The organism is Alteromonas sp. CH_MED4-4, from assembly GCF_037029575.1.
GTDB classification, from domain to species: domain Bacteria; phylum Pseudomonadota; class Gammaproteobacteria; order Enterobacterales; family Alteromonadaceae; genus Alteromonas; species Alteromonas macleodii.
This window is the reverse complement of the sequence record NZ_JAYMEU010000012.1, coordinates 34538-58853: the sequence shown is the minus strand read 5'-3', so window position 1 is coordinate 58853 and position 24316 is coordinate 34538. Positions and strand designations below refer to the sequence as shown.

Annotated in this window: 27 protein-coding genes; all 27 read left to right on the top strand. The window is 43.2% G+C overall.

The window, feature by feature from the left end; all coding sequences use genetic code 11:
• The first annotated feature begins 12 nt into the window (after window positions 1-12).
• The 27 genes from WA381_RS10305 (at window position 13) to pseB (ending at window position 24309) form a co-directional block, all read left to right on the top strand.
• On the top strand, window positions 13-372 hold the full coding sequence (locus WA381_RS10305; protein WP_156086982.1) for a HigA family addiction module antitoxin: 360 nt from the start codon (window positions 13-15) through the stop codon (window positions 370-372).
• 328 nt (window positions 373-700) lie between these two features.
• Entirely contained in the window at window positions 701-3118 is a 2418-nt protein-coding gene (gene rnr / locus WA381_RS10300; protein WP_156086981.1) for a ribonuclease R, read from the top strand.
• The gene (gene rlmB / locus WA381_RS10295; protein WP_014950916.1) at window positions 3119-3859 is read left to right on the top strand and encodes a 23S rRNA (guanosine(2251)-2'-O)-methyltransferase RlmB; all 741 of its coding nucleotides are present in this window, start codon (window positions 3119-3121) and stop codon (window positions 3857-3859) included.
• A gap of 511 nt (window positions 3860-4370) precedes the next feature.
• Window positions 4371-6041 (top strand): S8 family serine peptidase, encoded by a 1671-nt coding sequence (locus tag WA381_RS10290; RefSeq protein ID WP_039226695.1) that lies wholly within the window; start codon window positions 4371-4373, stop codon window positions 6039-6041.
• 311 nt (window positions 6042-6352) lie between these two features.
• Window positions 6353-7747: a DUF4397 domain-containing protein gene (locus WA381_RS10285; RefSeq protein ID WP_156086980.1), complete on the top strand. Its 1395-nt coding sequence runs from the start codon at window positions 6353-6355 to the stop codon at window positions 7745-7747.
• Between the two features lie 132 nt (window positions 7748-7879).
• The gene (locus WA381_RS10280; protein ID WP_156086979.1) at window positions 7880-9988 is read left to right on the top strand and encodes a GAF domain-containing hybrid sensor histidine kinase/response regulator; all 2109 of its coding nucleotides are present in this window, start codon (window positions 7880-7882) and stop codon (window positions 9986-9988) included.
• 221 nt (window positions 9989-10209) lie between these two features.
• On the top strand, window positions 10210-10578 hold the full coding sequence (gene rplN, locus WA381_RS10275; RefSeq protein ID WP_012519228.1) for a 50S ribosomal protein L14: 369 nt from the start codon (window positions 10210-10212) through the stop codon (window positions 10576-10578).
• 12 nt (window positions 10579-10590) lie between these two features.
• A complete protein-coding gene (rplX, locus tag WA381_RS10270; RefSeq protein WP_014950912.1) occupies window positions 10591-10905 on the top strand; it encodes a 50S ribosomal protein L24 in 315 nt (104 codons plus the stop codon).
• Window positions 10906-10922: 17 nt separating this feature from the next.
• A complete protein-coding gene (gene rplE / locus WA381_RS10265) occupies window positions 10923-11462 on the top strand; it encodes a 50S ribosomal protein L5 (RefSeq protein WP_014950911.1) in 540 nt (179 codons plus the stop codon).
• Window positions 11463-11474: 12 nt separating this feature from the next.
• On the top strand, window positions 11475-11780 hold the full coding sequence (gene rpsN / locus WA381_RS10260) for a 30S ribosomal protein S14 (RefSeq protein WP_014950910.1): 306 nt from the start codon (window positions 11475-11477) through the stop codon (window positions 11778-11780).
• Between the two features lie 13 nt (window positions 11781-11793).
• Window positions 11794-12186 (top strand): 30S ribosomal protein S8, encoded by a 393-nt coding sequence (gene rpsH / locus WA381_RS10255; protein WP_012519224.1) that lies wholly within the window; start codon window positions 11794-11796, stop codon window positions 12184-12186.
• Window positions 12187-12199: 13 nt separating this feature from the next.
• The gene (gene rplF / locus WA381_RS10250) at window positions 12200-12733 is read left to right on the top strand and encodes a 50S ribosomal protein L6 (protein WP_014950909.1); all 534 of its coding nucleotides are present in this window, start codon (window positions 12200-12202) and stop codon (window positions 12731-12733) included.
• 12 nt (window positions 12734-12745) lie between these two features.
• Window positions 12746-13099, top strand: coding sequence for a 50S ribosomal protein L18 (gene rplR / locus WA381_RS10245; RefSeq protein ID WP_014950908.1), 354 nt, complete (start codon window positions 12746-12748; stop codon window positions 13097-13099).
• Window positions 13100-13108: 9 nt separating this feature from the next.
• A complete protein-coding gene (gene rpsE / locus WA381_RS10240) occupies window positions 13109-13609 on the top strand; it encodes a 30S ribosomal protein S5 (RefSeq protein WP_012519221.1) in 501 nt (166 codons plus the stop codon).
• A gap of 6 nt (window positions 13610-13615) precedes the next feature.
• Window positions 13616-13795, top strand: a complete 180-nt coding sequence (gene rpmD / locus WA381_RS10235) for a 50S ribosomal protein L30 (RefSeq protein WP_014950907.1) — start codon at window positions 13616-13618, stop codon at window positions 13793-13795.
• A gap of 3 nt (window positions 13796-13798) precedes the next feature.
• A complete protein-coding gene (rplO, locus tag WA381_RS10230) occupies window positions 13799-14233 on the top strand; it encodes a 50S ribosomal protein L15 (RefSeq protein ID WP_014950906.1) in 435 nt (144 codons plus the stop codon).
• Window positions 14234-14238: 5 nt separating this feature from the next.
• Window positions 14239-15558, top strand: coding sequence for a preprotein translocase subunit SecY (secY, locus tag WA381_RS10225; RefSeq protein WP_014977524.1), 1320 nt, complete (start codon window positions 14239-14241; stop codon window positions 15556-15558).
• 38 nt (window positions 15559-15596) lie between these two features.
• Window positions 15597-15713 (top strand): 50S ribosomal protein L36, encoded by a 117-nt coding sequence (gene rpmJ, locus WA381_RS10220; protein ID WP_012519217.1) that lies wholly within the window; start codon window positions 15597-15599, stop codon window positions 15711-15713.
• Between the two features lie 175 nt (window positions 15714-15888).
• Window positions 15889-16245: a 30S ribosomal protein S13 gene (gene rpsM / locus WA381_RS10215; RefSeq protein ID WP_012519216.1), complete on the top strand. Its 357-nt coding sequence runs from the start codon at window positions 15889-15891 to the stop codon at window positions 16243-16245.
• A gap of 14 nt (window positions 16246-16259) precedes the next feature.
• Entirely contained in the window at window positions 16260-16652 is a 393-nt protein-coding gene (rpsK, locus tag WA381_RS10210; protein ID WP_012519215.1) for a 30S ribosomal protein S11, read from the top strand.
• Window positions 16653-16676: 24 nt separating this feature from the next.
• A complete protein-coding gene (gene rpsD / locus WA381_RS10205; protein ID WP_012519214.1) occupies window positions 16677-17297 on the top strand; it encodes a 30S ribosomal protein S4 in 621 nt (206 codons plus the stop codon).
• A 19-nt stretch (window positions 17298-17316) separates the two neighbouring features.
• A complete protein-coding gene (locus WA381_RS10200) occupies window positions 17317-18306 on the top strand; it encodes a DNA-directed RNA polymerase subunit alpha (protein ID WP_039226687.1) in 990 nt (329 codons plus the stop codon).
• Between the two features lie 41 nt (window positions 18307-18347).
• A complete protein-coding gene (rplQ, locus tag WA381_RS10195) occupies window positions 18348-18749 on the top strand; it encodes a 50S ribosomal protein L17 (protein WP_012519212.1) in 402 nt (133 codons plus the stop codon).
• A gap of 197 nt (window positions 18750-18946) precedes the next feature.
• The gene (locus WA381_RS10190) at window positions 18947-19513 is read left to right on the top strand and encodes a hypothetical protein (protein ID WP_156086978.1); all 567 of its coding nucleotides are present in this window, start codon (window positions 18947-18949) and stop codon (window positions 19511-19513) included.
• 31 nt (window positions 19514-19544) lie between these two features.
• The gene (locus WA381_RS10185; RefSeq protein ID WP_156086977.1) at window positions 19545-20486 is read left to right on the top strand and encodes a hypothetical protein; all 942 of its coding nucleotides are present in this window, start codon (window positions 19545-19547) and stop codon (window positions 20484-20486) included.
• Window positions 20473-23289 carry a hypothetical protein gene (locus WA381_RS10180; protein ID WP_156086976.1) on the top strand — a complete coding sequence of 939 codons (2817 nt, stop codon included), beginning with the start codon at window positions 20473-20475 and terminating at the stop codon, window positions 23287-23289. Before WA381_RS10185 ends, WA381_RS10180 begins: the two co-directional genes overlap by 14 nt.
• A 15-nt stretch (window positions 23290-23304) precedes the next feature.
• Window positions 23305-24309 carry a UDP-N-acetylglucosamine 4,6-dehydratase (inverting) gene (gene pseB, locus WA381_RS10175; protein ID WP_156086975.1) on the top strand — a complete coding sequence of 335 codons (1005 nt, stop codon included), beginning with the start codon at window positions 23305-23307 and terminating at the stop codon, window positions 24307-24309.
• Window positions 24310-24316: the final 7 nt, after the last annotated feature.

Here is a 24316-nt window from a genome sequence, read left to right as displayed (position 1 = left end):
AGAGTACAACCCATGAAACAAAGCATGCACATAGGTATTGAATATCAAGATGACCGGGGCAAAGCATTAATTGATACCGGAGAGCGAGGTTCAAGGCCCGAACATCTTAAAAGACCTCATCCAGGTGAAGTATTCAAACGCAGGTGCATGTCGAAGTCACCCTTGAAGCAATCAGAGATTGCGCAATGTTTAGAAGTCTCATGCAAACATTTATCGCGATTCGTCAACGGCCATTCAAGTTTGACTATTGAATTCGCACGTAAGCTTGAAGCCGTAAGTGGGATAAGTGCTCAGGCATGGATGCATTACCAAGTCGCTTACGACTTATATAGGACAGCAAATAATAAACCCAGCTTACAATCTATTTATTAACTGTTATTTCAGCTATCGGGCTCATCGCCGTGATACTTGGATAAGCCGGACTTACCAAACTTTTTTATCTGCACCTACACTAAAATGGGCTACTTTGGACAGCGGCGCTATCTGCGCACCTAGCTAAGTAATTTTCCAAATCCTGTGGGCCCGAAGAACGCACAATCTTTTACCGCAAATACTGTTATACTGTGCAGCAAATAACCACATGAACCAAAAATGGTTTGTGTGTCTAAACAATCATATTTATGTTTTCTACAGGGCTTTGAAGAACTAAGCCACAAACGAAAACACGTTGAACAAAATACGAAAGGTAAATTTAAAATACATGAGTGATGATCCGCATTATCAGCGCGAGAAAGAGAAGTACGAAAATCCGGTAGCCAGCCGCGAATATTTAATGAGTTTATTAAAAGAGCATGACAAGCCGTTGTCGTTTCTTGATATCTGTAACTTGGTGAACGCCTTCGACGAAGAAGCGCGAATTGGTATTCAGCGCCGACTACGTGCTATGGAGCGCGAAGGGCAGGTGCAATTCACTAAGCAGAAAAAGTACATACTTCAAAACCGTGACGAACTCATTAAAGGCAGAATTATTGGTCACCGTGATGGTTACGGCTTTTTGCGTCCTGAAGACAAAAGCGGTGACTTATTTATCAGTGCAGGGCAAATGAACTTGTTCCTTCACGATGATGTGGTGGAAGCGCGTATTAGCGGTACCGACCGTCGCGGCAGAAAAGAAGCCTTTGTGACGCAAGTCATTGAGCCGCGCAGCGAGCCTATTGTTGGTCGTTATTTTGTTGAGCAAGGCTTTGGCATGGTAGTGCCAGACGACAGCCGTTTGCAGCATGAAATTGTCATTCCACCAGAAAGCACTAACGGCGCCCGCATGGGGCAGGTAGTAGTGGTAGAGCTTACTCAGCGTCCACGCCGTAAAATGAGTCCGGTGGGCAAAATTGTTGAAGTACTTGGTGAACATATGGCGCCAGGTATGGAAATAGAAATGGCGCTTCGCACGTTTGATATTCCGCACCAATGGCCAAATGGCGTAACCAAGCAAGTGGAAAAGCTTACCGATCAGGTGCCCGATGAAGCCAAAGAAGGTCGCATCGATTTACGCCAGCTTCCGCTTGTTACCATTGACGGTGAAGACGCCCGCGACTTCGATGACGCAGTATATTGTGAACCGCTAGACGATGGCGGCTGGCAGCTGTGGGTAGCCATTGCCGATGTAAGTCATTATGTAAGAACAGGCTCAGCCCTTGATGATGAAGCGCAGCAACGCGGTAACTCGGTTTACTTCCCTGACCAAGTAATTCCTATGCTACCGGAAGTGCTGTCAAACGGCTTGTGTTCATTAAATCCTGAAGTCGACCGCCTATGTATGGTGTGTGAAATGACCATCAGTGCAAATGGCAAACTAGAAGAATTCCAGTTTTACGAAGCAGTCATGAACTCACACGCCCGTTTAACCTACACTAAAGTGTGGAATATTCTGCAGGGCGACAAAGAACTTCATCAGCGTTACGAGCCTCATGTACCTCATTTACGTAATCTTCACGACTTGTATCGCGCGCTCAAAAAAGCCCGTGCCAAGCGCGGGGCGATTGAATTTGAAACCCAAGAAGTGAAGTTTGTATTCAACGCCCAGCGCAAGATTGAAAATATTGTGCCGTTGGTGCGTAACGACGCGCACAAGCTTATTGAAGAGTGCATGATCATGGCAAACGTAAGTGCGGCTCTTATGCTTGAAAAGCATGAGGCGCCAGCGCTATATCGTGTGCACGACAAACCAGACGCCGACAGGCTTACCGCATTTACCAGTTACTTAAGTGAAATCGGTATTCCTCATCGCATAGTTGAAGACGCGGAGCCTGCCGCATTCACCGATGTGGTGCTTAAAACCCGCGGTCGAGTGGACGAAGAACTAATTCAAACCATGCTGCTGCGCTCAATGAAGCAAGCGGTTTACGACGGTGACAACGTAGGTCACTTTGGGTTGGCGCTAGAAGCTTACGCGCACTTCACGTCACCTATCCGTCGCTACCCAGACTTGGTCGTGCACCGTGCGCTAAAAGGCATTATTGCTAAACAGCAGGGCAAAAAAGCAGTCAGTGGCGCGAAAAACTACACCGTTGAAGAAATTGAACAGTTAGGCGAGCAGTGTTCAATGACAGAGCGCCGCGCCGATGATGCCACCCGTGACGTGGCTGACTGGCTTAAATGCGAGTTCATGCTTGACCACGTTGGCGACACCTTCGAAGGGGTAGTAAGCTCAGTCACAAACTTTGGCTTATTTATACGTCTTACCGAATACCACATCGACGGCCTAGTACACATTACATCGCTAGATGATGACTATTATCACTATGACGATGTAAAACAAGCGCTGGTTGGTGAGTCGGGCCATCGCCAGTTCAGATTGGGTGATACGGTTGAAGTAACCGTAGCAGCGGTCAACCTTGATGAAAGAAAGATTGATTTATTACTCGATAAGTCTATGCTGCGCGGCACTAAGGGTAAGAAGGTAAAAGTGAGGTCTGCGAAAAAGGCTTCAGATAAATCTACTCGTTTTGATAACAAATCACGCTCTGATAAAGGCTTGCGTTCTGATAAAAAAGGGAACAAAGGCAAAGGCGGCTCAAGCTCGTCTAGTCGTAGCGGTGGAAAATCGTCAAGTCGCGGCAGCGCCAAAGGCGGTAGTAGCGGCAAAACACTGTCATTGAATAAAAGAGGTAAGCGTTAAATGGCGCAGCAAGAATGGTTATACGGTTTACATGCCATGCAGTCGGTACTTGAAAAAGAACCCGAGCGTGTAATGGAAGTGTTAGTGTTAAAAGGTCGCAATGATGAGCGCCTAACCAACATTGTTAACCAAGCCCGTCGTTTCGGTATTTCCGTTCAGTTTTGTCAGCGCAAAGCGCTAGATGACAAAGTAAGCGGTGAACAACACCAAGGCGTGGTAGCAAGAGCGAAACCAGCCCGCGTGCTAGATGAAGCTGACTTAGACAAAATTTTAGAAAGCGAAGCGCAGCCTTTAATCTTGGTACTAGACGGTGTTACCGACCCGCATAATCTAGGTGCGTGCCTGCGTACTGCAGATGGAGCAGGGGTGCACGCGGTAGTAGTACCGAAAGATAAATCAGCAAGCTTAAACGGCACAGTAAGAAAGGTGGCCTGTGGTGCAGCTGAAGTGGTTCCACTTATTCAAATCACGAACCTGGCCAGAACCTTGAAGCACCTTCAAGATAAAGGCCTTTGGATTGTTGGCACAGCCGGTGAAACCGATAAGACCCTTTATGATGTAGACCTGAAAGGCCCAACTGCATTAGTAATGGGGGCTGAAGGTAAGGGCATGCGTAGGCTTACCAAAGAAACGTGCGATGAGTTAGTGAAGCTTCCTATGGCTGGCAGTGTGACAAGTTTAAACGTGTCGGTAGCAACCGGCGTGTGCTTATACGAGATCGTAAGACAGCGCAGTTTATGAGACTAAGTTGCTAGAATTGAGCCTCTAATGAGTTTTCAATTGGTTTTTAAAAAAGCGTGTACCTTTGGGTACGCGCTTTTTTATATTTAAGTAAAACTTATAAATAGTTTAATATTTTGTTACATTTGATTTTGTAAAATTAATGTTAATTATAGTTTTTTATTCCTACCATGAATCTGCTCGTAATACACATTTGGCGCGCTCTTTATAAGTTGTGTTGTTTTTTTGTGCATTTTTAAAGGTATTAAAAATGCTCACCAGGGTTAAGGCAACATACTCAACAGCCTGATTCGCCGCCTAATATGAGCTCTGTAAATAATTGGTAATACCGTTTATTTGCATACCTGACAAACGGGTAGGTCGTTGCAACGCAGTTGCGTCGGTTGTCATGGATGAGCTTTTCGTATGAGGTAATGGTTATACCTGTATGTCATTTAATAACAAATAGCTTCCAAAGCACGGAATAAAACAGTGCTGAAGTTAATAAGACAGATAAAACAGGAAATAAATTTTGAACTCAAAATTAAATAAGAAACACACATGTCTAACAGCAGCTGCTCTAGCTGTATCACTTGGCTTAATGGGTAATTCTGCAATGGCAGCAGGCGAAGGTCTGGTAAAAGTTAAAGAAAAGCCTCAAACCCTAAAACAAGCACTAGGTAAGCGATTGACTGTCGATCGTCTTGTCACCACTGACCAAGAGCGTTACATCATCAAGTTCAAAGACGAGATGACCAGTGAAACGGTTGAAGTGAGTGCATTAAAAGGTAAAGGTCAAATCTCAAGTGCCAAAGTAAAAGGTAAAAAGCCTTTCGATATCGCGTCTGCTAAATCAGAAGTAAGAAAAGCAGGTGGTGCAATTAAGAAAGAGCTTAAGAAGCATAAAATGGTAGCGGCGACGATGAGTAAGTCAGCGCTGAACAAGCTTCGTAAAAATCCAAACGTAGAAAGTATTGAAGTGGACGTTCGTCGTAAGCCTATGGCGCAGACCACGCCTTACGGCTACACCATGGTGCAGGCTAATCAATTTGCACAGTCAGATACTACGGCTCGCAAAGTATGTATCATCGATACAGGTTACAACCTGGGTCACCCAGATTTGCCTGGAACCAACGATGGCGTTACAGGTCAGGCAAATAATAGTGCTGTAGGTAACTGGTATAACGATGGTAACGGTCACGGTACCCACGTAGCGGGCACCATTGCAGCATACGATAATAACGAAGGTGTAGTTGGTGTGTATCCTGGCGTGGATATGCATATCGTTAAAATCTTTAACGACAATGGCCAATGGACTTACGCATCTGACCTTATCGATGCTATCACCCAATGTCAGGATGCCGGCTCGAACGTTGTTAACATGAGCTTAGGTGGCGGCAGTTCGTCAACTACCGAGCGAAATGCAATGCAGAGCTTCACAGATGCAGGCATGTTGTTAGTTGCGGCGGCAGGTAACGATGGTAACAGTGCGAAGTCTTACCCTGCTTCATATGATGCAGTAATGTCAGTTGCGGCAGTAGACTCAAACGAAAATCGTGCAAGCTACAGCCAATATAACGATCAGGTTGAAATTGCCGCGCCAGGCAGTGCAGTTCAGTCTACCTATCCAACAAATACCTACGCTTCACTCAGCGGTACATCTATGGCGACGCCACACGTAGCTGGTGGTGCAGCACTAGTGTGGAGTTACTTCCCGCAGTGTTCAAACAACCAAATTCGTAGTGCACTTAATGCAACGGCAGAAGATAAAGGCAGTGCGGGTCGTGATAACTTCTACGGTTATGGCTTAATGCAGCTTGCTGATGCCTATAATTACCTTAACACCAACGGTTGTGCCGGTGGCGGTACTGGTGGCGGTGGCGGCTCTGAGCCTGGCGTAGAACCAGTATCAGGTCAGCTAACCGGCCTTTCAGGTACGCGCAGAAACTGGGACCGCTACACTTGGACGATTCCTGAAGGTGTAACGCAGATGACTATTCGTACCTCTGGTGGTTCAGGCGATGCCGATCTATACGTGAAGTTTGGCTCACAGCCAGAAACGAATAGCTATGATTGTCGTCCTTATCAAAATGGCAACAGCGAAGTATGTACATTCGACGCGCCAGCGTCAGGCACATGGCACATTGGTATTCGCGCTTATTCGTCATACAGCGGTGTGACACTATCATACTCATATGAGTAAGTAATCCCGTCTCCCTAAGACACAGTTAAAGCCTGCTTATGCAGGCTTTTTTTTGTGTCAGTTTTGTGCGCGGTTTGCTTACGTTTATTCGCACATCTATGCCTTTTACCAGCATTTTTAGAAGCTTGAATGTCAACTTTCCATAAAGAAAGGTCAGCTTTGCAAAGTTGACGTAAAGCTGCGAACTAAGCCCTATTCACATAGCCATATCGCTGTATTGTGCGTGCCAAGATCAGCACTCTCTACATGTGCCTATTTGCTTTTACGCAGGCTTTATCCAACCAAGAACAACTTCAAAGGACATTCAATTTATGCAATTGACCTCTCAATCTTTGCTTCGTGGAACATGGTTCCAAACAGTGGCAATTGGGCTTATTGCACTGCTTGGGCTTACCGCTTGTGGTGGCTCAGGCAGCAGTAGCTCAGATTATTCGTATGCTTACATTCAGTTTTACAACGCTTCGCCTAACGGTGCCAATGTAGAAATGCGTGAAGTTGATGGCGATAGCTTTGGCTCTGCTCAATTTGGTGATACTACGTCAATGTACTCTATGGATGATGGAGAATTAGAACTCGAGTTCATTCGAACTGATTCAGACGACCAAGAAGTTTTTATTGACGAAATTACCGTTAACTTAAAAACCGGTTATAAGACCATTGTTGTGATGAGTGGTGACTTTAGTAACCCCGTTTTTAACACCTATTCTTATAAGCGCGAAACATTGGAAGATCACTTCCGCCTATTCGCTTTGTCGGTAGCAGTAGATGAATCTTCTTATGATTTCTACATGAGTGAGTCTGGCGACCCGTTTGAAGCAGCCAACTTCCTTGGCACGGTTACAACGGGCGACATGATTGAATTTGACTTCTGGGATGCAGATGATGACAGTGAATACTTCGATGAGGGCGAGTACACGATTTATTTGACCGAACCAGGAAGTGACGATGTTATATTTGAATCGCAAACCATCGATTTTGTATACGAAACTGAGTATCTGATGACACTGCGCGATGTCAGTGGCGCAATTCAAGAAGGGCTAGTTGTAGACACTATTCTTAACTCTTCATCAGTTACGGCGCTTACAGATGTAGAAGCAGATTCACAGTATCGTATTTACAATTCTACGAATCTGGATGCAGAGCTTCAGGTTACCTTTGGTGGAAACACTGATGAAGAGGACGTCAGTTTTACACTCGCGGCGGGCGAGTTGTCTGAGTTTAGTACTATCCGCTATGGCGATTATCGCGTTACCGTAACCGACCCATCAGGTACAGTAACGTCACTGAGCAACAAGCTAATTACGCTTAATCAGGGTGAGAGTAAGGCTATTCTTATCTACAACACCAACAATAAATTAGGCGCAGCAACCTTTGTAGAAAGTGGTTTGCCTCAGGCCTACGATAAGACAGTAAACTTCATCAACTTAGTTAGCGACTTTGATGACGTAGACTTCTACTTGGTAAGAAATGACGAAACCATTGATACTGCCGAGTACGATATACAGAATCTTGAATTTGCTGAAAGTACCAGTGAAGTGCTGCCGTCAGACTATTATGAAGTGATTGCCGTATACGAAGATGACAACGAGGAGCAGGTGCTGCTTGATAGAACCGCGCTGTTTGGCTTTACAGAGGAAGAAAACTACATAGTTACTGTTGAGCCAGCGGATACGCCAACGGGATATGAAATTAACGTGCTTTATTAATCGGTTAGTACATTTATTATACTAATTGATAAGGGTGAAAACTTTCATCTGCGTATATTTCACGTAAGTTTAAAAGGTCAACGCTAAAAACGTTGGCCTTTTTACTTGCTGTCTGGGAGGGCGAAAATCCTCATGAGTATCATTAAAGATCTACAAACCATATCAAATGACAAAGCACTTTCATTTGATAAAAAGCTCGAGAGCTTGCTAAGCATAGGTACGGAAATACTCGGGTTGGAAACAGGGATTGTAAGTAACATTCAAGGCGATAATTATCGTGTTCTTAGCGTTATTACGCCCGATAACGACATATCATTAAATACGACCTTCGCATTACCAGACACTTACTGTGCAGACGTGGTGAACAGCGATGCTGTTGTGGCTTATCACAATATAGATACTGCGCCAGGTGCCTCGCATCCGTGTTTTGAAAAATACACATTAAAGAGTTATCTCGCTTCACCAGTGCGAGTACATGGTGAATTTTTCGGTACAGTAAACTTCTCATCTCTCGGTCCACGGGACACACCCTTTACGCCCTTAGAGATGGATTATTTACTTTTGCTTGCTTCGTGGATAGGCAACGAATTAGAGCGTCAACAAGCGATAAGTAATCTCAATGCGCAAAAAGCGATATTAGAAGAGAGAAACTCGTTATTACACCAAGTGACTAACCTTGCCGGTGTAGGTACATGGGAGTTAAATATTGATACCGGAGCATTGATTTGGTCTGGTGCACTGAAGCGAATGCTGCATGTGCATGGAGAAAAAGTAGTAAAGCCAGAAGACGTGATTAAATTCGTGGTTGATGAAGACCAGCGGAATAAATACGTCGCCCAGTTCAATCAGATGATAAAAACCGGCGAAGACTTTTCCTATGAACTTGAAGTTCGCACCGATGCGGGAGAAACCCGTTGGTTACAAAGCCGCGCTCATCCGGTCATGGAAAATGACCGTTGCGTTAAGGTAATTGGTGCTACAGTCGACATAACGCAGCAACACTTGGACAAAACCATCTTGCAGCAAAAAACGGATATGGCAGAAAGCGCGTTGAAAGCACGAGGTGAATTCCTTGCGAATATGAGCCATGAAATAAGAACACCAATTCATGGGGTTCAGGGCATGCTGGAGGCACTTATTAGTTCCTCGCTAAATTCTACCCAGCTAGAACATGCCTCTATTGCTATGAAAAGTGCAGATTCATTACTCAACATCGTGAATGATATATTGGATTTTTCTAAAATCGACTCTGGCAACATGTCGTTTGAAGAATCGCCCACCAACCTTGCTGACACCATAGAAGAGCAAGTGCCGATGTTCACGCGGCTAGCTCACGAGAAAGGTATTGAGCTTTCAGTAAGCACAAAGGGGGTTGAGGGCAAAACCTTCATAGCTGACAAACTAAGAATTGGGCAAATTCTGATTAACCTATTGAATAACGCTATTAAATTCACAAAAGAGGGGAAGGTAACGGTTGAAACTAAAAGCACCCGATACGGAAAAGGGCGGTTTAGAGTAAAATTAATTGTGACTGATTCAGGGATCGGAATTAGCGAGCAACAGCAAAAGCTCATTTTCTCGCCGTTCGTTCAAGCAGAAAACTCGACGCAGCGAAGATATGGTGGGACAGGCTTAGGGTTGTCTATAGTCAGTCAAATCGTGAAGCATTACGGTGGTAAAATTGAGGTGTGCAGCGATTTAGGCGTGGGGGCGCGATTTATCGTAACCCTCATGCTAGACGATGCTAACGCAGGCACCGTAGCCGAAAAAGCATGTGGCCATAATGCTGTTTATATCCCGTCTAAACAGGAGCTGAGCGCGTTTAAAGCACTAATAGTTGAAGACAATGAAATAAATCAGCTTGTCATTAAAGAGCAACTAAAAGAGATAGGTATTACCGCCGATTTAGCAGAAAACGGTGAAGAGGCAGTAGAAAAAGTTAAAGGCGCATTAAAAGGAAAGTCACCCTACACAATCATTTTGATGGACTGCCATATGCCTGTAATGGATGGATTAGAGGCGACAAAGCTAATTAGGTCAATGGGAGACAAGGCACGGGACATCCCAATAATTGCATTAACCGCAAATGCGTTAACCGGCGACAAAGAAAAATGCTTGAAATCCGGCATGGATGACTTCATATCAAAACCTGTTGGTGTAAGCCGGTTGAAAGAGAGCCTTTACAGGCACTTGAGTAAGCAGCTTGTAAGTAATGAAAATCGCCTAAAAGATCCTGCTTGATAACCTATGACGTGGTTATCAGCCCCGACTTTTAGTCGGGGCTTTTTTATTGCTCACATAGTTTAAAAATAATTCAATTTACCGCTATCACTTCCAAATGTTTTCTGTTATTATTTCGCGCCCTTTTTATGGGGGTATGTACATAAAAGCAACGACATCCAGTTGTTTTTAGCAGCACTAACGACTCGGGAGAGTCTTAATTTTAAGAGCGGAGCACTAACATGATCCAAATGCAAACTAACCTGGACGTTGCAGACAACAGCGGCGCTCGCAGGGTTCAGTGTATTAAGGTTCTTGGTGGCTCGCATCGCCGTTATGCAGGTATCGGTGACATCATCAAAGTTACTGTTAAGGAAGCAATTCCTCGCGGTAAAGTTAAAAAAGGTGACGTACTGAATGCAGTGGTGGTGCGTACTAGAAAAGGCGTTCGTCGTGCAGATGGTTCTACCATTCGTTTTGACGGTAACGCGGCTGTTATGCTTAATGCTAACAAGCAACCAATTGGTACGCGTATCTTTGGCCCGGTTACCCGTGAGTTGAGAAGTGAAAACTTCATGAAAATCATCTCATTGGCCCCAGAGGTACTATAAGGAGTCACGATAATGGCTAATAAAATTCGTCGTGATGATGAAGTAGTCGTATTAGCGGGTAAAGACAAAGGCAAACAAGGCAAAGTCCTTAAAGTGCTTATTGCTGATAACCGTGTAATTGTAGAAGGCGTTAATCTCGTTAAGAAGCACACTAAGCCAAACCCACAACTGGGCGTAGCTGGTGGCATCGTTGAGAAAGAAGCTTCTATTCACGTTTCTAATGTTGCGATTGTTAACCCGGCAACGGGCAAAGCAGATCGCGTTGGTTTCCGTTTCGAAGATGAGAAGAAAGTACGTTTCTTCAAGTCTAACGGCGAACTTGTTTAATTATATTGGAGAGTACGATGGCGAAACTGCATGATTTCTATAAAGAAACAGTAGTAGCTGAACTTGCTAAGCAGTTCGGATACAAAAGCGTCATGCAAGTCCCTCGGATTGAAAAAATCACTCTAAACATGGGTTTAGGTGAAGCAGTTGCTGACAAAAAGGTACTTGAGAATGCTCAAGCTGACATGACGGCTATCGCCGGTCAGAAGCCTGTTGTTACAGTTGCTAGAAAATCAGTAGCGGGTTTTAAAATCCGTGAAGGTTATCCGATTGGCTGTAAAGTAACCCTACGCGGCGAGCGTATGTGGGAATTCCTAGAGCGTTTGATTTCAATCGCTATCCCACGTGTTCGCGACTTCCGTGGTTTGAATCCTAAATCATTCGACGGACGTGGTAACTACAGCATGGGCGTGCGTGAGCAAATCATTTTCCCTGAAATCGATTTCGATAAAGTGGATAAGGTTCGCGGTATGGATATCACTATCACTACCAGTGCGAATACAAATGAAGAAGCACGTGCTCTGCTGGACGCGTTTAACTTCCCATTCAAAAAGTAGGGGTGTAGGGTTATGGCAAAAGAATCAATGAAGGCACGTGAAGCTAAGCGTACTAAGCTAGTAGCTAAGTATGCTGAAAAGCGCGCCGCACTTAAAGCGATTATCAGCGATGTTAACGCTTCTGAAGATGAGCGTTGGGACGCTGTTCTGAAGCTACAACAACTGCCACGTGACTCTAGTAAGTCTCGTCAACGTAACCGTTGTCGTGTTACTGGTCGTCCACATGGTTACCTACGCAAATTCGGTCTTAGCCGTATTAAGCTTCGCGAAGCAGCGATGCGCGGTGAAGTCCCTGGCCTTAAGAAAGCCAGCTGGTAAGGAGTAGCTGATAATGAGCATGCAAGATCCTATCGCGGATATGTTTACCCGCATCCGTAACGGCCAGATGGCACAGAAAGTTTCTGTAACTATGCCTTCTTCAAAACTTCGCGTTGCAATCTGTGAAGTATTGAAAGCTGAAGGTTATATTACTGACTTCGCTGCTTCTGGTGACGTTAAGCCTGTTTTAGAAGTTACGCTTAAGTACTTCGAAGGCAAGCAAGTAATTGACACTATCGAACGTGTAAGCCGTCCTGGTCTGCGCATCTATAAGAAAAAAGATGAGCTTCCAAAGGTTATGGGTGGTTTAGGCGTAGCTATCGTGTCGACTTCTAAAGGTGTGATGACTGACCGTGCAGCGCGTAACGCTGGCATGGGCGGTGAGATCATCGGTTATGTAGCATAACGGAGGAGTTGAAATGTCACGTATAGCAAAAGCCCCAGTAGACGTTGTATCAGGTGTAGAAGTTTCTATCTCTGGTCAAGAAGTTACTGTTAAAGGTAGTAAAGGCACTTTGACCCGCGTTTTCAACGACGCTGTAGAAGTTGCACAGGAAGAGAACCAACTTAAAGCACTTCCACGTGAAGGCTTTGTTGACGGTTGGGCACAGGCTGGTACTGCGCGCTCTATCCTTAACGCAATGGTTCAAGGTGTTTCAGAAGGTTTTGAGAAAAAACTTCAGTTGTTAGGTGTTGGTTACCGTGCACAAGCACAAGGTAACAAACTAAACCTTACACTAGGTTTCTCTCACCCTGTAGCATACGAAATGCCTGAAGGCATTACGGTTGAAACTCCTAGCCAAACTGAAATCGTCGTTAAAGGCGCCGATAAGCAGGTGGTTGGTCAGGTTGCGGCGAACATTCGTGGTTACCGTCCACCAGAGCCTTACAAAGGTAAAGGTGTACGTTACGCTGACGAACACGTACGTCGTAAAGAAGCTAAGAAAAAGTAGGTGGGTGATACGATGGATAAGAAAACAGCTCGCATTCGTCGCGCTACTCGCGCACGAGCAAAAATTCGTGAACTGGCCGCGCATCGCTTGGTAGTTAACCGTACACCTCGCCACATCTACGCTCAGCTAATCGCTCCATGCGGTTCTGAAGTGTTGGCAGCGGCTTCAACTGTTGAGAAAGATCTTGCAAAAGATCTTAAGTCTACAGGTAACGCTGAAGCAGCGACGGTAGTCGGTAAAGCAATCGCAGAGCGCGCTCTTGAGAAAGGCATTAAAACAGTGGCTTTCGATCGCAGTGGTTTCCAATACCACGGTCGCGTTAAAGCATTAGCTGATGCAGCTCGCGAAGCTGGTCTTCAGTTCTAGGAGTTTATAATGGCTAAACAAGACGTTCAAAATGGTGAATTTCTAGAGAAATTGATCGCCGTAAACCGCGTATCTAAAGTGGTTAAAGGTGGTCGTATCTTTAGTTTCACTGCATTGACAGTAGTGGGTGACGGTAACGGTCGCGTTGGTTTTGGTTACGGTAAGGCACGTGAAGTACCTGCTGCAATCCAAAAAGCAATGGAAAAGGCACGTCGCAACATGGTTGACGTAGACCTTAACGGTCACACGTTACAGCACCCGATTAAAGGTCGTCACTCTGGCTCTAAAGTTTACATGCAGCCAGCATCTGAAGGTACCGGTATTATTGCTGGTGGTGCGATGCGTGCAGTACTTGAAGTAGCTGGTGTACAAAACGTACTTTCAAAATGTTACGGCTCTACAAACCCAATCAACGTTGTACGTGCAACAATCAACGCGCTGACAGAAATGAACAGCCCGGCGAAAGTTGCTGCGAAGCGTGGATTGTCTGTAGAAGAAATTTTGGGGTAATCAGACATGGCAACGATTAAAGTAAAGCAAACTAAAAGTGCAATTGGCCGTCTGCCAAAGCACAAAGCTACGCTTAAAGGTTTAGGCCTTCGTAAAATCAACCATGTTCGTGAACTGGAAGATACCCCAGCCGTTCGTGGCATGATCAACCGTGTATATTACATGGTTGAGATAGTGGAGGAGTAAGACATGCGTTTAAATACAATTTCTCCAGCCGAAGGTTCAAAGCCTACTGGTAAGCGTTCTGGTCGTGGTATCGGCTCAGGTCTTGGTAAAACGAGTGGCCACGGTCACAAAGGTCAAAAAAGCCGTTCAGGTGGCCGCGTTAAGCCAGGATTCGAAGGTGGTCAGATGCCTATCCAGCGTCGTCTTCCTAAGTTCGGTTTCACTTCACGCAAGAGCTTTGTTACTGATCAAGTAACTCTTGCTGAAATCGCGAAGGTTGATGGTGATACTGCGTCTCTTGAGACTTTAAAAGCAGCTGGTATCGTTAAGAAAGAAATCCAGTTCGTTAAAGTTGTTAAGAGCGGTGAAGTTTCACGCGCTGTTACAGTAAGCGGGTTAAAGGTTACTAAAGGCGCTAAAGAAGCGATTGAAGCTGCTGGCGGTAAAGTAGAGGAATAAGCTAGATGGCTAAACCAGGATTGGATTCAGGCGCTAAAAGCGGCTTGAGTGAGCTTAAGGCAAGATTGTTGTTCGTACTTGGTGCGATTGTTGTATTCAGACTAGGTTCTTACGTTCCTATCCCTGGCATCGATCCAGCTGTACTTGCTGACTTGTTCGAGCAACAAAAAGGCACCATTGTAGAAATGTTTAACATGTTCTCTGGTGGTGCGCTTGAGCGTGCATCCGTTCTGGCTTTGGGCATTATGCCATACATTACTGCATCCATTATCATGCAGTTGCTCTCGGTGGTTCACCCACCGATGGTGGAGCTTAAAAAAGAAGGCGAAGCAGGCCGTCGTAAAATTAGTCAGTACACGCGTTATCTAACGCTTGTATTGGCTATCTTCCAATCAATTGGAATTTCGACTGGTTTGCCTAACCTGATTAATGGATTGGTGATAAACCCTGGCTTCGGATTCTACTTTACGGCAGTAGTGAGCCTAGTCACAGGAACTATGTTCCTTATGTGGTTGGGTGAGCAAATTACCGAACGAGGTATTGGTAACGGTATCTCTATATTGATTTTTGCTGGTATTGTTGCCGGTCTGCCAACAGCGATAGGTCAGACTGCGGAACAAGCAAGGCAGGGCGACATTAACTTGTTGTTCCTACTGTTGATTGGCGTGATTGTTATCGCTCTTACATACCTAGTTGTATTTGTAGAGCGCGGACAGCGCAGAATTGTGGTAAACTACGCAAAACGTCAGCAAGGCCGTCAGGTTTTTGCTGCGCAAAGCACCCATTTACCGCTAAAAGTCAACATTGCTGGTGTAATTCCACCAATCTTTGCTTCTAGCATTATTCTGTTCCCGGGTACCATCGCAGGATGGTTCGGACAGAATGAATCAACAGCGTGGTTGCAAGATGTAGCGCTTATGCTATCTCCTGGTCAACCGCTGTACGTGATGTTATACGCAGCTGCGATTATCTTCTTCTGCTTCTTCTACACGGCGTTGGTTTTCAACCCGCGTGATACAGCAGATAACTTGAAGAAGTCTGGCGCGTTCATCCCAGGCATCCGCCCGGGTGAGCAAACGTCACGATACATTGACAAGGTAATGACTCGCCTTACACTGGCTGGCGCACTGTACATAACCTTTATTTGTTTAGTGCCTGAATTCATGCTAATTGCTTGGAATGTGCCGTTCTACTTCGGTGGTACGTCGCTTCTCATTATCGTAGTAGTTATCATGGACTTTATGGCACAAGTACAGACACATTTGATGTCTAGTCAATATGAGTCTGTGCTGAAGAAAGCTAACCTTAAAGGCTACGGCCGATAAGTTAGCCCCTTAATATTGATAGAAAGGGGAAAGATGTAATGAAAGTTCGTGCATCAGTAAAAAAGATTTGCCGTAACTGTAAAGTTATCAAGCGCAACGGCGTTGTGCGTGTAATTTGCAGTTCTGACCCAAAGCATAAGCAGCGTCAGGGCTAATCTAAGCGGAACAAGATATTCGCAAAGCTAAGTAAGCAGAACCTAGATAGTACTTGTCTGGTTCTGCTAGTTTTGTTTTAAAGTATTTTGAACCTTAATTTGCAATTTAGTCGACGGGTAAGTATCCTATCGGGCTTTTTAGGTCGTCGACAAATAAACAAGAGGAGTGCTGTTAATGGCCCGTATCGCTGGCATTAACATTCCTGAGCACAAGCATGCTGTAATCGCTATCCAAGCGATCTATGGCGTTGGTCCCACACGTGCGAAAAGCATTTGTGCGGGTGCTGGTGTTGCAGAAAATACAAAAATCAAAGAGCTAGACGAAGCTACTATTGATAAGCTTCGTGACGAAGTGGCTAAATTCACCGTTGAAGGTGACCTACGCCGTGAAGTCTCTATGAGCATCAAACGTTTGATGGACCTGGGTTGCTTCCGTGGTATTCGCCACCGTCGTAGCTTGCCTCTACGTGGTCAGCGCACTAAAACTAATGCGCGTACCCGTAAAGGTCCTCGTAAGCCAATTAAGAAGTAAACGGGGAGTAAGTTATGGCTAAAGCACCAGCTCGTAGCACGCGTAAGCGCGCTAAACGTCAGGTTGCAGACGGTATGGCTCATATCCATGCGTCTTTCAACAACACAATTGTGACTATTACAGACCGTTCAGGCAATGCACTAGCATGGGCGACATCTGGTGGTTCAGGTTTCCGTGGTTCACGTAAATCTACCCCATTTGCTGCACAGGTAGCTGCTGAGCGTGCAGGTGTTGCTGCACAAGAATACGGTCTTAAGAACCTTGAAGTTTTCGTTAAAGGTCCAGGTCCAGGCCGTGAGTCTGCGATCCGTGCTCTTAACGCTACAGGTTATAAGATCACAAACATTACCGATGTGACCCCTATTCCTCACAACGGTTGTCGTCCACCGAAAAAACGTCGCGTTTAATCGACGGACAGTTGGAGAAAGATCATGGCAAGATATTTGGGTCCAAAACTCAAACTTAGCCGTCGCGAAGGAACAGACCTGTTCCTAAAAAGCGGCGTTCGCGCAATCGATTCTAAATGTAAAATCGATACAGCGCCTGGTCAGCACGGTGCCCGTCGTGGCCGTCTGTCTGACTACGGTGTTCAGCTGCGTGAAAAACAAAAAGTTCGTCGTATGTACGGCGTACTGGAAAAGCAATTCCGCAACTACTATAAAGAAGCTGCACGTCTAAAAGGCAACACAGGTGAAAACTTGCTACAGCTTTTAGAACAGCGTCTTGACAACGTAGTTTACCGTATGGGTTTCGCTAGCACTCGTGCAGAAGCACGTCAGCTAGTTAGCCACAAGGCGATCATGGTAAATGGTCAAGTTGTGAACATCCCATCGTTTAACGTTTCTGCCGAAGACGTGGTTTCTGTTCGTGAAAAGGCTAAGAAGCAAGCGCGTATTGTTGCTGCTTTGGAACTGGCTGACCAACGTGAGAAGCCAACCTGGATTGAAGTAGACAGCAGCAAAATGGAAGGCACTTTCAAGCGCGTTCCTGAAAGAACTGACCTGTCTGCGGAAATTAACGAACAGTTGATCGTCGAACTTTACTCTAAGTAAAGCTAACTAAAGAGGAAGCATTGTGGGTTCTGTGACTGAATTCCTAAAACCGAGATTAGTTGAGATCGAAAACGTTTCTCCTACTCGTGCCAAAGTAACTTTGGAACCACTAGAGCGCGGCTTTGGCCATACTCTAGGTAACGCCCTACGTCGTATTTTACTGTCATCTATGCCAGGATGTGCAGTTACCGAGGTAGAAATTGACGGCGTTCTTCACGAGTACAGCACCAAAGAAGGTGTTCAGGAAGACGTAATTGAAATCTTGCTAAATCTTAAAGGTTTAGCGGTTCGCCTTGAAGGTAAAACTGAGGCAACCCTAACTCTAGTGAAATCTGGCGCTGGCCCTGTTGTTGCTGGTGATATTCAGCATGATGGCGACGTAGAAATTACAAACCCTGACCACGTTATTTGTACTTTAACTGGCGAAGCTGAAATCAGCATGCGCATTAAAGTAGAAATGGGTCGCGGTTATGTACCAGCTTCTACCCGTCGCTCCTCTGAAGAAGATGATCGTCCAATTGGTCGTTTGTTAGTAGACGCTTCATACAGCCCAGTTGAACGTATTGCTTACAGTGTAGAGTCTGCTCGTGTTGAACAACGCACAGACCTAGACAAACTAATCATCGACATGGAGACGAACGGTACTTTGGATCCTGAAGAAGCGATCCGCCGTTCTGCTACTATCCTAGCTGAACAGCTAGATGCATTCGTAGACCTACGTGATGTGTCTGAGCCAGAAGCGAAAGAAGAGAAGCCAGAATTCGATCCGATTCTGCTTCGTCCAGTAGATGACCTAGAGCTAACAGTACGTTCTGCAAACTGTTTGAAAGCAGAAGCTATCCAGTACATTGGTGACCTGGTACAGCGCACTGAGGTTGAGCTACTTAAAACGCCAAACCTTGGTAAGAAATCGCTAACTGAAATCAAAGATGTTCTAGCATCTCGTGGTCTTTCTCTAGGTATGCGCCTAGAAAACTGGCCGCCAGAGAGCATCGCTGAAAAAGATTAATCAGGTTTTTATCAAACTGATTTGTAGAGAAGGATAAAACTATGCGCCATCGTAAGAGTGGTCGTCAGTTGAATCGCAACAGCAGCCATCGTCAAGCTATGTTCAAAAACATGGCCGGTTCTTTGGTCAAGCACGAAGTGATCAAAACTACGTTACCAAAAGCGAAAGAATTACGTCGCGTAATCGAGCCTCTAATCACTATGGCTAAAGAAGACAGCGTTGCAAACCGCCGTCTAGCTTTCGCCCGCACTGGTGACAAAGAGGTTGTAGGTAAACTATTCAACGAGCTTGGTCCTCGTTACGAAGCTCGTCCAGGCGGCTACACTCGCATTCTTAAATGCGGTTTCCGTGCTGGCGACAATGCCCCAATGGCATATGTTGAGCTAGTTGACCGTCCAGTTGTAGAAGCTGAAGAAGAAGCAGTAGAAGCAACTGAAGAGTAATTAATACTCGCTAAACTATACTGAAAGTATTAAGTTTATAGATAAAAAACCCCGTTAAAACGGGGTTTTTTTTATCAGTAAAATTTATCGATGTTGCAACTGGTAAAATTTGTCGTAAAATCGCTTCTAAAATGTGGCATACATAATAGCAATAAACTTACGACGCTTTTGGGTCTTTATTAAAGGGTAAAGTAAAAATGAAAAATATCTCAGAGTTCGAGAAGGAAAATATACTTTTGTTATCTCAGCTTCAAGAGATGTGTGGCTATATGGATTTAATGGCAAAAGAATATGAGAAGCGTCTCGATGATAGCCCTAAAAATCAAGTCAAGAGTTCTTGTAACAGAGTCAGTAATTCGCAAGATCTAGATAAAGAGCTTGAGGCTAAATCAAAAGAGCTAGACTCTTTAAGGTTTACGAGTGAGAAAGCTCTTAGGCTCAATAATGTCGCAGCACGATATATTTCAAACATTTTTTCCAATTCATTAGCACTTAAAAGACTCATTAAAAGGCAAAAGGCAGCAATTAATGCATCTGGCTTTTTTGATGAAGAATGGTATCGAGAAAAGTACCTGTCTCAAGACATTGGCAAATCCCCCATTGAACATTACCTAATTGAAGGTTGGCTAATAGGTAACGACCCATCGGAAGAGTTTTCGACCATCAAATATCTTATTTCTAATCCAGATGTTGCAGAAGCTGGGCTAAATCCATTATACCACTATGTTAAGTATGGGGTTGTGGAATGCCGAAATAAGGACTGAGATATCAAAATAACTGAGACGGAGCTTTAAATTGACATCACGAACAAAAAATGAAGAGTGTGATCACACTGCAACAGAAGATTTACTTTTGCATTTAGAAAAAATGATATCTGATTTAGGCCAAGCTATAGCGGAGCAAAACTCTTTATTAAGATCGGTAAATGAAATTAAAGACCGTATTGACAATATTGAAAGTTTACTCATTGCAGGCTTCGGACACACTAAAAAGCAGTTAAAGACAATAGATTCTAATACCTCCTATAATTTTAAGGAGTTAAATAGCGAATTACCGACGCTTGTGAATCAACAAATTCAACTTAGTAAATTTTTTGAAAGTGGCGAAATTCCTTTAAGTTTTGAGGGTTGGACAATTGCACCTGATCTTGCTATTCGGCTTATAACTGACGTAACACTGCATAAGTTTGACGGTATTGTGGAATTCGGAAGTGGTTTATCGACTTGCTTACTCGCTAAATTAAGCAGTTCTAATCCCTGCAAACTTTTTTCATTCGAGCATCATAAGGAGTACTTCGCTAAGACCTCCAATCTTCTAGAAACGTTAAACTTAGATAGCAGAGTAAATTTGATTTATGGAAAACTGCGAAACGTAAGTTACGAAAATTTCAGCTATAGATTCTATACTTGTATTGCAACACTTAAGAGGATGGCCAAGGGACTCAATGCTAGCTCAAAGGTTATGGTACTTGTTGATGGACCACCCGGAAATACGAATAATAAAGCTCGCTTCCCAGCGTTGCCTTTAATTTTGGACTGCTTTCCTAATTGCACAATACATGTTTACTTGGATGATTTTAATCGTGCCCAAGAGCAGGAAATAATAGCGGACTGGGAGTCGATCTTGATCAGCAAAAATATCAAATTTGAGAAGGAGATAGTTGACCTTAAAAAGGGCCTATGTATTCTCAAGATATATAGAAATGAGCAACAGGGCATCGAAGATGAACCATTATAATGCCAATTTAATAAACCATTTAGTTTCAGGCTTTGGGAAAGTTTTATCTGTAATTGAGACAAACAACACTTATGACGAAATTTTAGGCGAAAAAATAGACAGATTCGAATATAAATCTATTGTTAATAAAGCCGGAATGGTGAGTTCTGGAAATGCGATCAAGTTCTTAACAGAAAAAGTCAGCGAGATTTCAGTTCACATTTTACTTCAGCCTCATTACCTCCCAAAAAATGGATTTATTACTTTTGCTTCAACTGCGAACAACTTGAGAGAGATCGAGTTCTTAGAAAATTTAGTATCGAAGAACGAAAAGTCAATTAAGCGGATCAATATATCCGAGTGGATTTCTTCGCAAAGCAAAGTGAAGGTAAAAGACGACTTCAATCTTTTTCATGTCTTGAAGTCAGGAATTTTAGAGCAATTTACAAAAAAAGCTGAAATTAGAATTTCATCTTTGCATCAGTCTTACAACTATATTGTATTTTTTGTTCAAGCACTCTACAGTTTAAAAGCCTTACCAAGAGATTATAAGTTCGTCATAGCAAACGATCATTCACCAAAACCTGTAGCTTTTACGAAAGTTGCTCAATATTTAGGATTAGAAACAATTTACATCCAGCATGCTGAGGTTACGGAAAACTTTCCAGCATTAGATTTTGATTGGGCACTGCTTAGAAATTATCATTCGAGGAACGTGTACACGAAGCTATCCCCAAATAATACAAAAACCAAGATGGTTGTTGTTAATCGCGTTCTTGAACCTAAATCTATAATTGACGTAAGAGAGAGCTTAAGAGAATTAGTCAATGCTCGTTCATGTAATATAGTTATCTACCTAAGTTCTGTCTTTTGTAAATCTTCAGTAGAAAGACTCTTCAATAAGTTAATTTGCACTGAGGGGGTGGACTCAGTTTATATTAAACTACATCCTTCTACTAAAGACTTGAATTTTTTCGAGAGTCTCAACATTCCTGTTGTGAACGAGCATGTGCTTTATCAACACATCGCTATTTGTGGAAACTCCTCTGTAGCAGTTGAGCTTCTGAAGAAAGGTAATCTCGTTTTTAACTATTTTAGGTTAGATAATATCCTTAGTGATTACTATGGTTTTGTCAAACAAGGTATTACATTCGAATTAAACGAGGCTGATCTAGGACGAAAGTTTTGGATGTCGGTGGATTTAGAAAACTTTAACAATGAATGCTGGTCACTTTATGACCCATCTGTTCTGACTCCACAAAACGTAATAGAAAGATTAAAAGTGCCTTTAATTACATCTATATTTTTCAGTGAAGAATTGCATGTAATAATGAGAGATTTTTCGTTCGATCGTGACATATTCGCATTCACTGAAAGATTTATACATCTCTGCCGAACTTCACAATGCCGTTACGATGACTTTTATCTTATTAAAAGGTTAGAAACTCATTTTTCCGAGCGTAATCCACTGCTTAGCTATTTATTTAAATTTGCTGATTTGACACGTATCGAATCAGTATTTGAATTTTGGTTGAATATTAAACTTATCGAATGGACAGGTTCAGTGCCGAGTCAAGAAGATTTAGTACTCCATATTGAATATGTAAAGAACTATGAGCTTTCAAGGGTATCCCGCAAAGCTCTTGGTTGGATGGAAAGTAAGTTGTTTGACGTTCTGGTTAGACATTCTCACCCGGAAAATTTATTATTCTTTTTAAAAAACGTACGTATTTTAAAAGTACCTTCATTGGGTATAAATAAAAAAATTGCCTATGTTAATTATGTAAAATTACATAGTGATTTTGAAAAAGGATTACATGAATTTTACAATCCGCGTCGCGCGTCGTTATCAATATTGGAGAAACTTAAATTTAAAACTCAGGCGGGGTTTGCAGCTGATGACTCAGTTAATTTTGACAATTTCAAGGATGCGGAGAGACTGTTTATCCAAGCTTTGCCTACTGTCAAAGATGAATTCTTAGATTCTGTCAGCGTTTTCTATGATAAAATCAAAAGCCGCGCCTGTTTTATTGATGTCAAATATTCGGAAGAGCAACGCCAAAAATTCATTTCATTAGTAATTGCGAAACTCCAAGACAGGAAGGGTTTTTCCTTTATTCGTTTGAGCGATGGTGAAGGTTTTATTTTTCATAATGAACACTCATCTTTTGATAGCAGTGATTCAAAAAATAGGCAGAGGCACTGGTGGGGGACTGAGCTTCCAAAAGCTGTTGAGGACGATTTAAGAACCGATTTGATAAACTCGGTAAAAAATGCTGATGTTTTGGGCGTACCAAGTGTCTATAGATTTATTCGCGATCATTCTGATAAAAGTGTCAGTCTTAAACAGAACCTTCAAGGGAGGGGATTACTCACGGTATTAGATGGCGTTACGCGAATTGATAGCGATAGTATTCTCTATTCGGATGATAAGCTTAATATAGCTGTACTAAATAACATCGCTATCATTGAACAGTTAGCTTCGTATGCCAAGAAAGTCATCATAATAAATAGTGGTAGTTTGGAGGCGATGAATACTGCATTCGGAAATTCTTTCGAATTTGTTCATATTCAAATCCCCACACACTTCAAAACAGCTACGAACTCAAAGTATAAGTATACAAATAAACCACTTCCATTCGTTTATAAAACTATAGAGCGAAAACTATCGAAGGAATGTGTGCCAGGAAGTCTGGTTCTAGTAGGCGCTGGCGTAGCGGGAAAATCTTTTATGGACATAGCGAAAAAACATAATTCTGTTGGCCTCGATTTGGGCAGCGCAATGGATCAATATATTGGTGGTGAGATTCACTCACTGTTTTAACTAAATGGATAAATAATGTTTGATAATAAAACTATTTTGATTACAGGTGGGACTGGTTCCTTTGGTAAGAAATACACTCAAATTATATTAGAGAAGTATAAGCCTAAGAAAATTATTATATTTTCACGTGACGAACTTAAGCAGTATGAAATGCAACAGGTTTTTAACCAGCCTTGCATGAGGTATTTTATAGGCGATGTACGTGATCCTGTGCGTTTAACAGAGGCGATGGACGGGGTAGATTTTGTAATTCATGCTGCTGCACTAAAACAAGTTCCAGCAGCAGAATACAATCCCATGGAATGCATAAAGACAAACGTAAATGGAGCTGAAAATGTTATCAAAGCTTGTATAAAAAATAATGTCGAAAAAGTTATTGCGCTTTCAACGGATAAGGCCGCAAATCCAATAAATCTATATGGCGCAACAAAATTAGCATCTGATAAATTGTTCGTCGCGGCTAATAATATGGTTGGAGATAAAAGAACTCGGTTTGCTGTAGTAAGATACGGGAACGTTGTTGGATCAAGAGGCTCGGTTATTCCTTTCTTTAATAAATTAGTTTCAGAAGGTGCGACTGAAATTCCGATTACACATGAAAAAATGACTCGATTTATGATCACTCTACGTCAAGGGGTCGAGTTTGTTCTTAAAAACTTTTCGCGTATGCATGGTGGTGAGATATTTGTTCCAAAAATTCCTTCTATGTTTATGACCGAACTCGCTAAAGCAGTGGCACCAAACTTACCTCACAAAATCGTAGGTATTAGACCTGGGGAAAAACTTCATGAAATTATGTGCCCAGCAGACGACAGTCATCTTACATTAGAGTTTCAAGATCATTTTGTCATATGCCCAACAATACAGTTCGCTCACAAAGCTGACTTTGATTTTTCGATCAATGCTCTTGGTGAAAAAGGGCGTCCTGTGGTCCAAGGTTTTGAGTATAACTCGGGTAATAATGAGACATGGTTAACTCACAATGAATTGTTGCAGATGAACGAAGAGCAAAATCCTTAAGAGGTTC

Excerpts from the sequence above, each read along its gene's own strand:
- rpsD (WP_012519214.1), top strand. The coding sequence starts at position 16,677 with ATGGCAAGATATTTGGGTCCAAAACTCAAACTTAGCCGTCGCGAAGGA.
- rpsE (WP_012519221.1), top strand. The coding sequence starts at position 13,109 with ATGGCTAAACAAGACGTTCAAAATGGTGAATTTCTAGAGAAATTGATC.
- rplO (WP_014950906.1), top strand. The coding sequence starts at position 13,799 with ATGCGTTTAAATACAATTTCTCCAGCCGAAGGTTCAAAGCCTACTGGT.
- rlmB (WP_014950916.1), top strand. The coding sequence starts at position 3,119 with ATGGCGCAGCAAGAATGGTTATACGGTTTACATGCCATGCAGTCGGTA.
- WA381_RS10180 (WP_156086976.1), top strand. The coding sequence starts at position 20,473 with ATGAACCATTATAATGCCAATTTAATAAACCATTTAGTTTCAGGCTTT.
- pseB (WP_156086975.1), top strand. The coding sequence starts at position 23,305 with ATGTTTGATAATAAAACTATTTTGATTACAGGTGGGACTGGTTCCTTT.
- WA381_RS10280 (WP_156086979.1), top strand. The coding sequence starts at position 7,880 with ATGAGTATCATTAAAGATCTACAAACCATATCAAATGACAAAGCACTT.
- WA381_RS10190 (WP_156086978.1), top strand. The coding sequence starts at position 18,947 with ATGAAAAATATCTCAGAGTTCGAGAAGGAAAATATACTTTTGTTATCT.
- rpsN (WP_014950910.1), top strand. The coding sequence starts at position 11,475 with ATGGCAAAAGAATCAATGAAGGCACGTGAAGCTAAGCGTACTAAGCTA.
- rpmD (WP_014950907.1), top strand. The coding sequence starts at position 13,616 with ATGGCAACGATTAAAGTAAAGCAAACTAAAAGTGCAATTGGCCGTCTG.
- rplX (WP_014950912.1), top strand. The coding sequence starts at position 10,591 with ATGGCTAATAAAATTCGTCGTGATGATGAAGTAGTCGTATTAGCGGGT.
- rplN (WP_012519228.1), top strand. The coding sequence starts at position 10,210 with ATGATCCAAATGCAAACTAACCTGGACGTTGCAGACAACAGCGGCGCT.
- rplF (WP_014950909.1), top strand. The coding sequence starts at position 12,200 with ATGTCACGTATAGCAAAAGCCCCAGTAGACGTTGTATCAGGTGTAGAA.
- rpsH (WP_012519224.1), top strand. The coding sequence starts at position 11,794 with ATGAGCATGCAAGATCCTATCGCGGATATGTTTACCCGCATCCGTAAC.
- rplQ (WP_012519212.1), top strand. The coding sequence starts at position 18,348 with ATGCGCCATCGTAAGAGTGGTCGTCAGTTGAATCGCAACAGCAGCCAT.
- rpsK (WP_012519215.1), top strand. The coding sequence starts at position 16,260 with ATGGCTAAAGCACCAGCTCGTAGCACGCGTAAGCGCGCTAAACGTCAG.
- rplR (WP_014950908.1), top strand. The coding sequence starts at position 12,746 with ATGGATAAGAAAACAGCTCGCATTCGTCGCGCTACTCGCGCACGAGCA.
- rpmJ (WP_012519217.1), top strand. The coding sequence starts at position 15,597 with ATGAAAGTTCGTGCATCAGTAAAAAAGATTTGCCGTAACTGTAAAGTT.
- rnr (WP_156086981.1), top strand. The coding sequence starts at position 701 with ATGAGTGATGATCCGCATTATCAGCGCGAGAAAGAGAAGTACGAAAAT.
- secY (WP_014977524.1), top strand. The coding sequence starts at position 14,239 with ATGGCTAAACCAGGATTGGATTCAGGCGCTAAAAGCGGCTTGAGTGAG.
- WA381_RS10285 (WP_156086980.1), top strand. The coding sequence starts at position 6,353 with ATGCAATTGACCTCTCAATCTTTGCTTCGTGGAACATGGTTCCAAACA.
- rpsM (WP_012519216.1), top strand. The coding sequence starts at position 15,889 with ATGGCCCGTATCGCTGGCATTAACATTCCTGAGCACAAGCATGCTGTA.
- WA381_RS10305 (WP_156086982.1), top strand. The coding sequence starts at position 13 with ATGAAACAAAGCATGCACATAGGTATTGAATATCAAGATGACCGGGGC.
- rplE (WP_014950911.1), top strand. The coding sequence starts at position 10,923 with ATGGCGAAACTGCATGATTTCTATAAAGAAACAGTAGTAGCTGAACTT.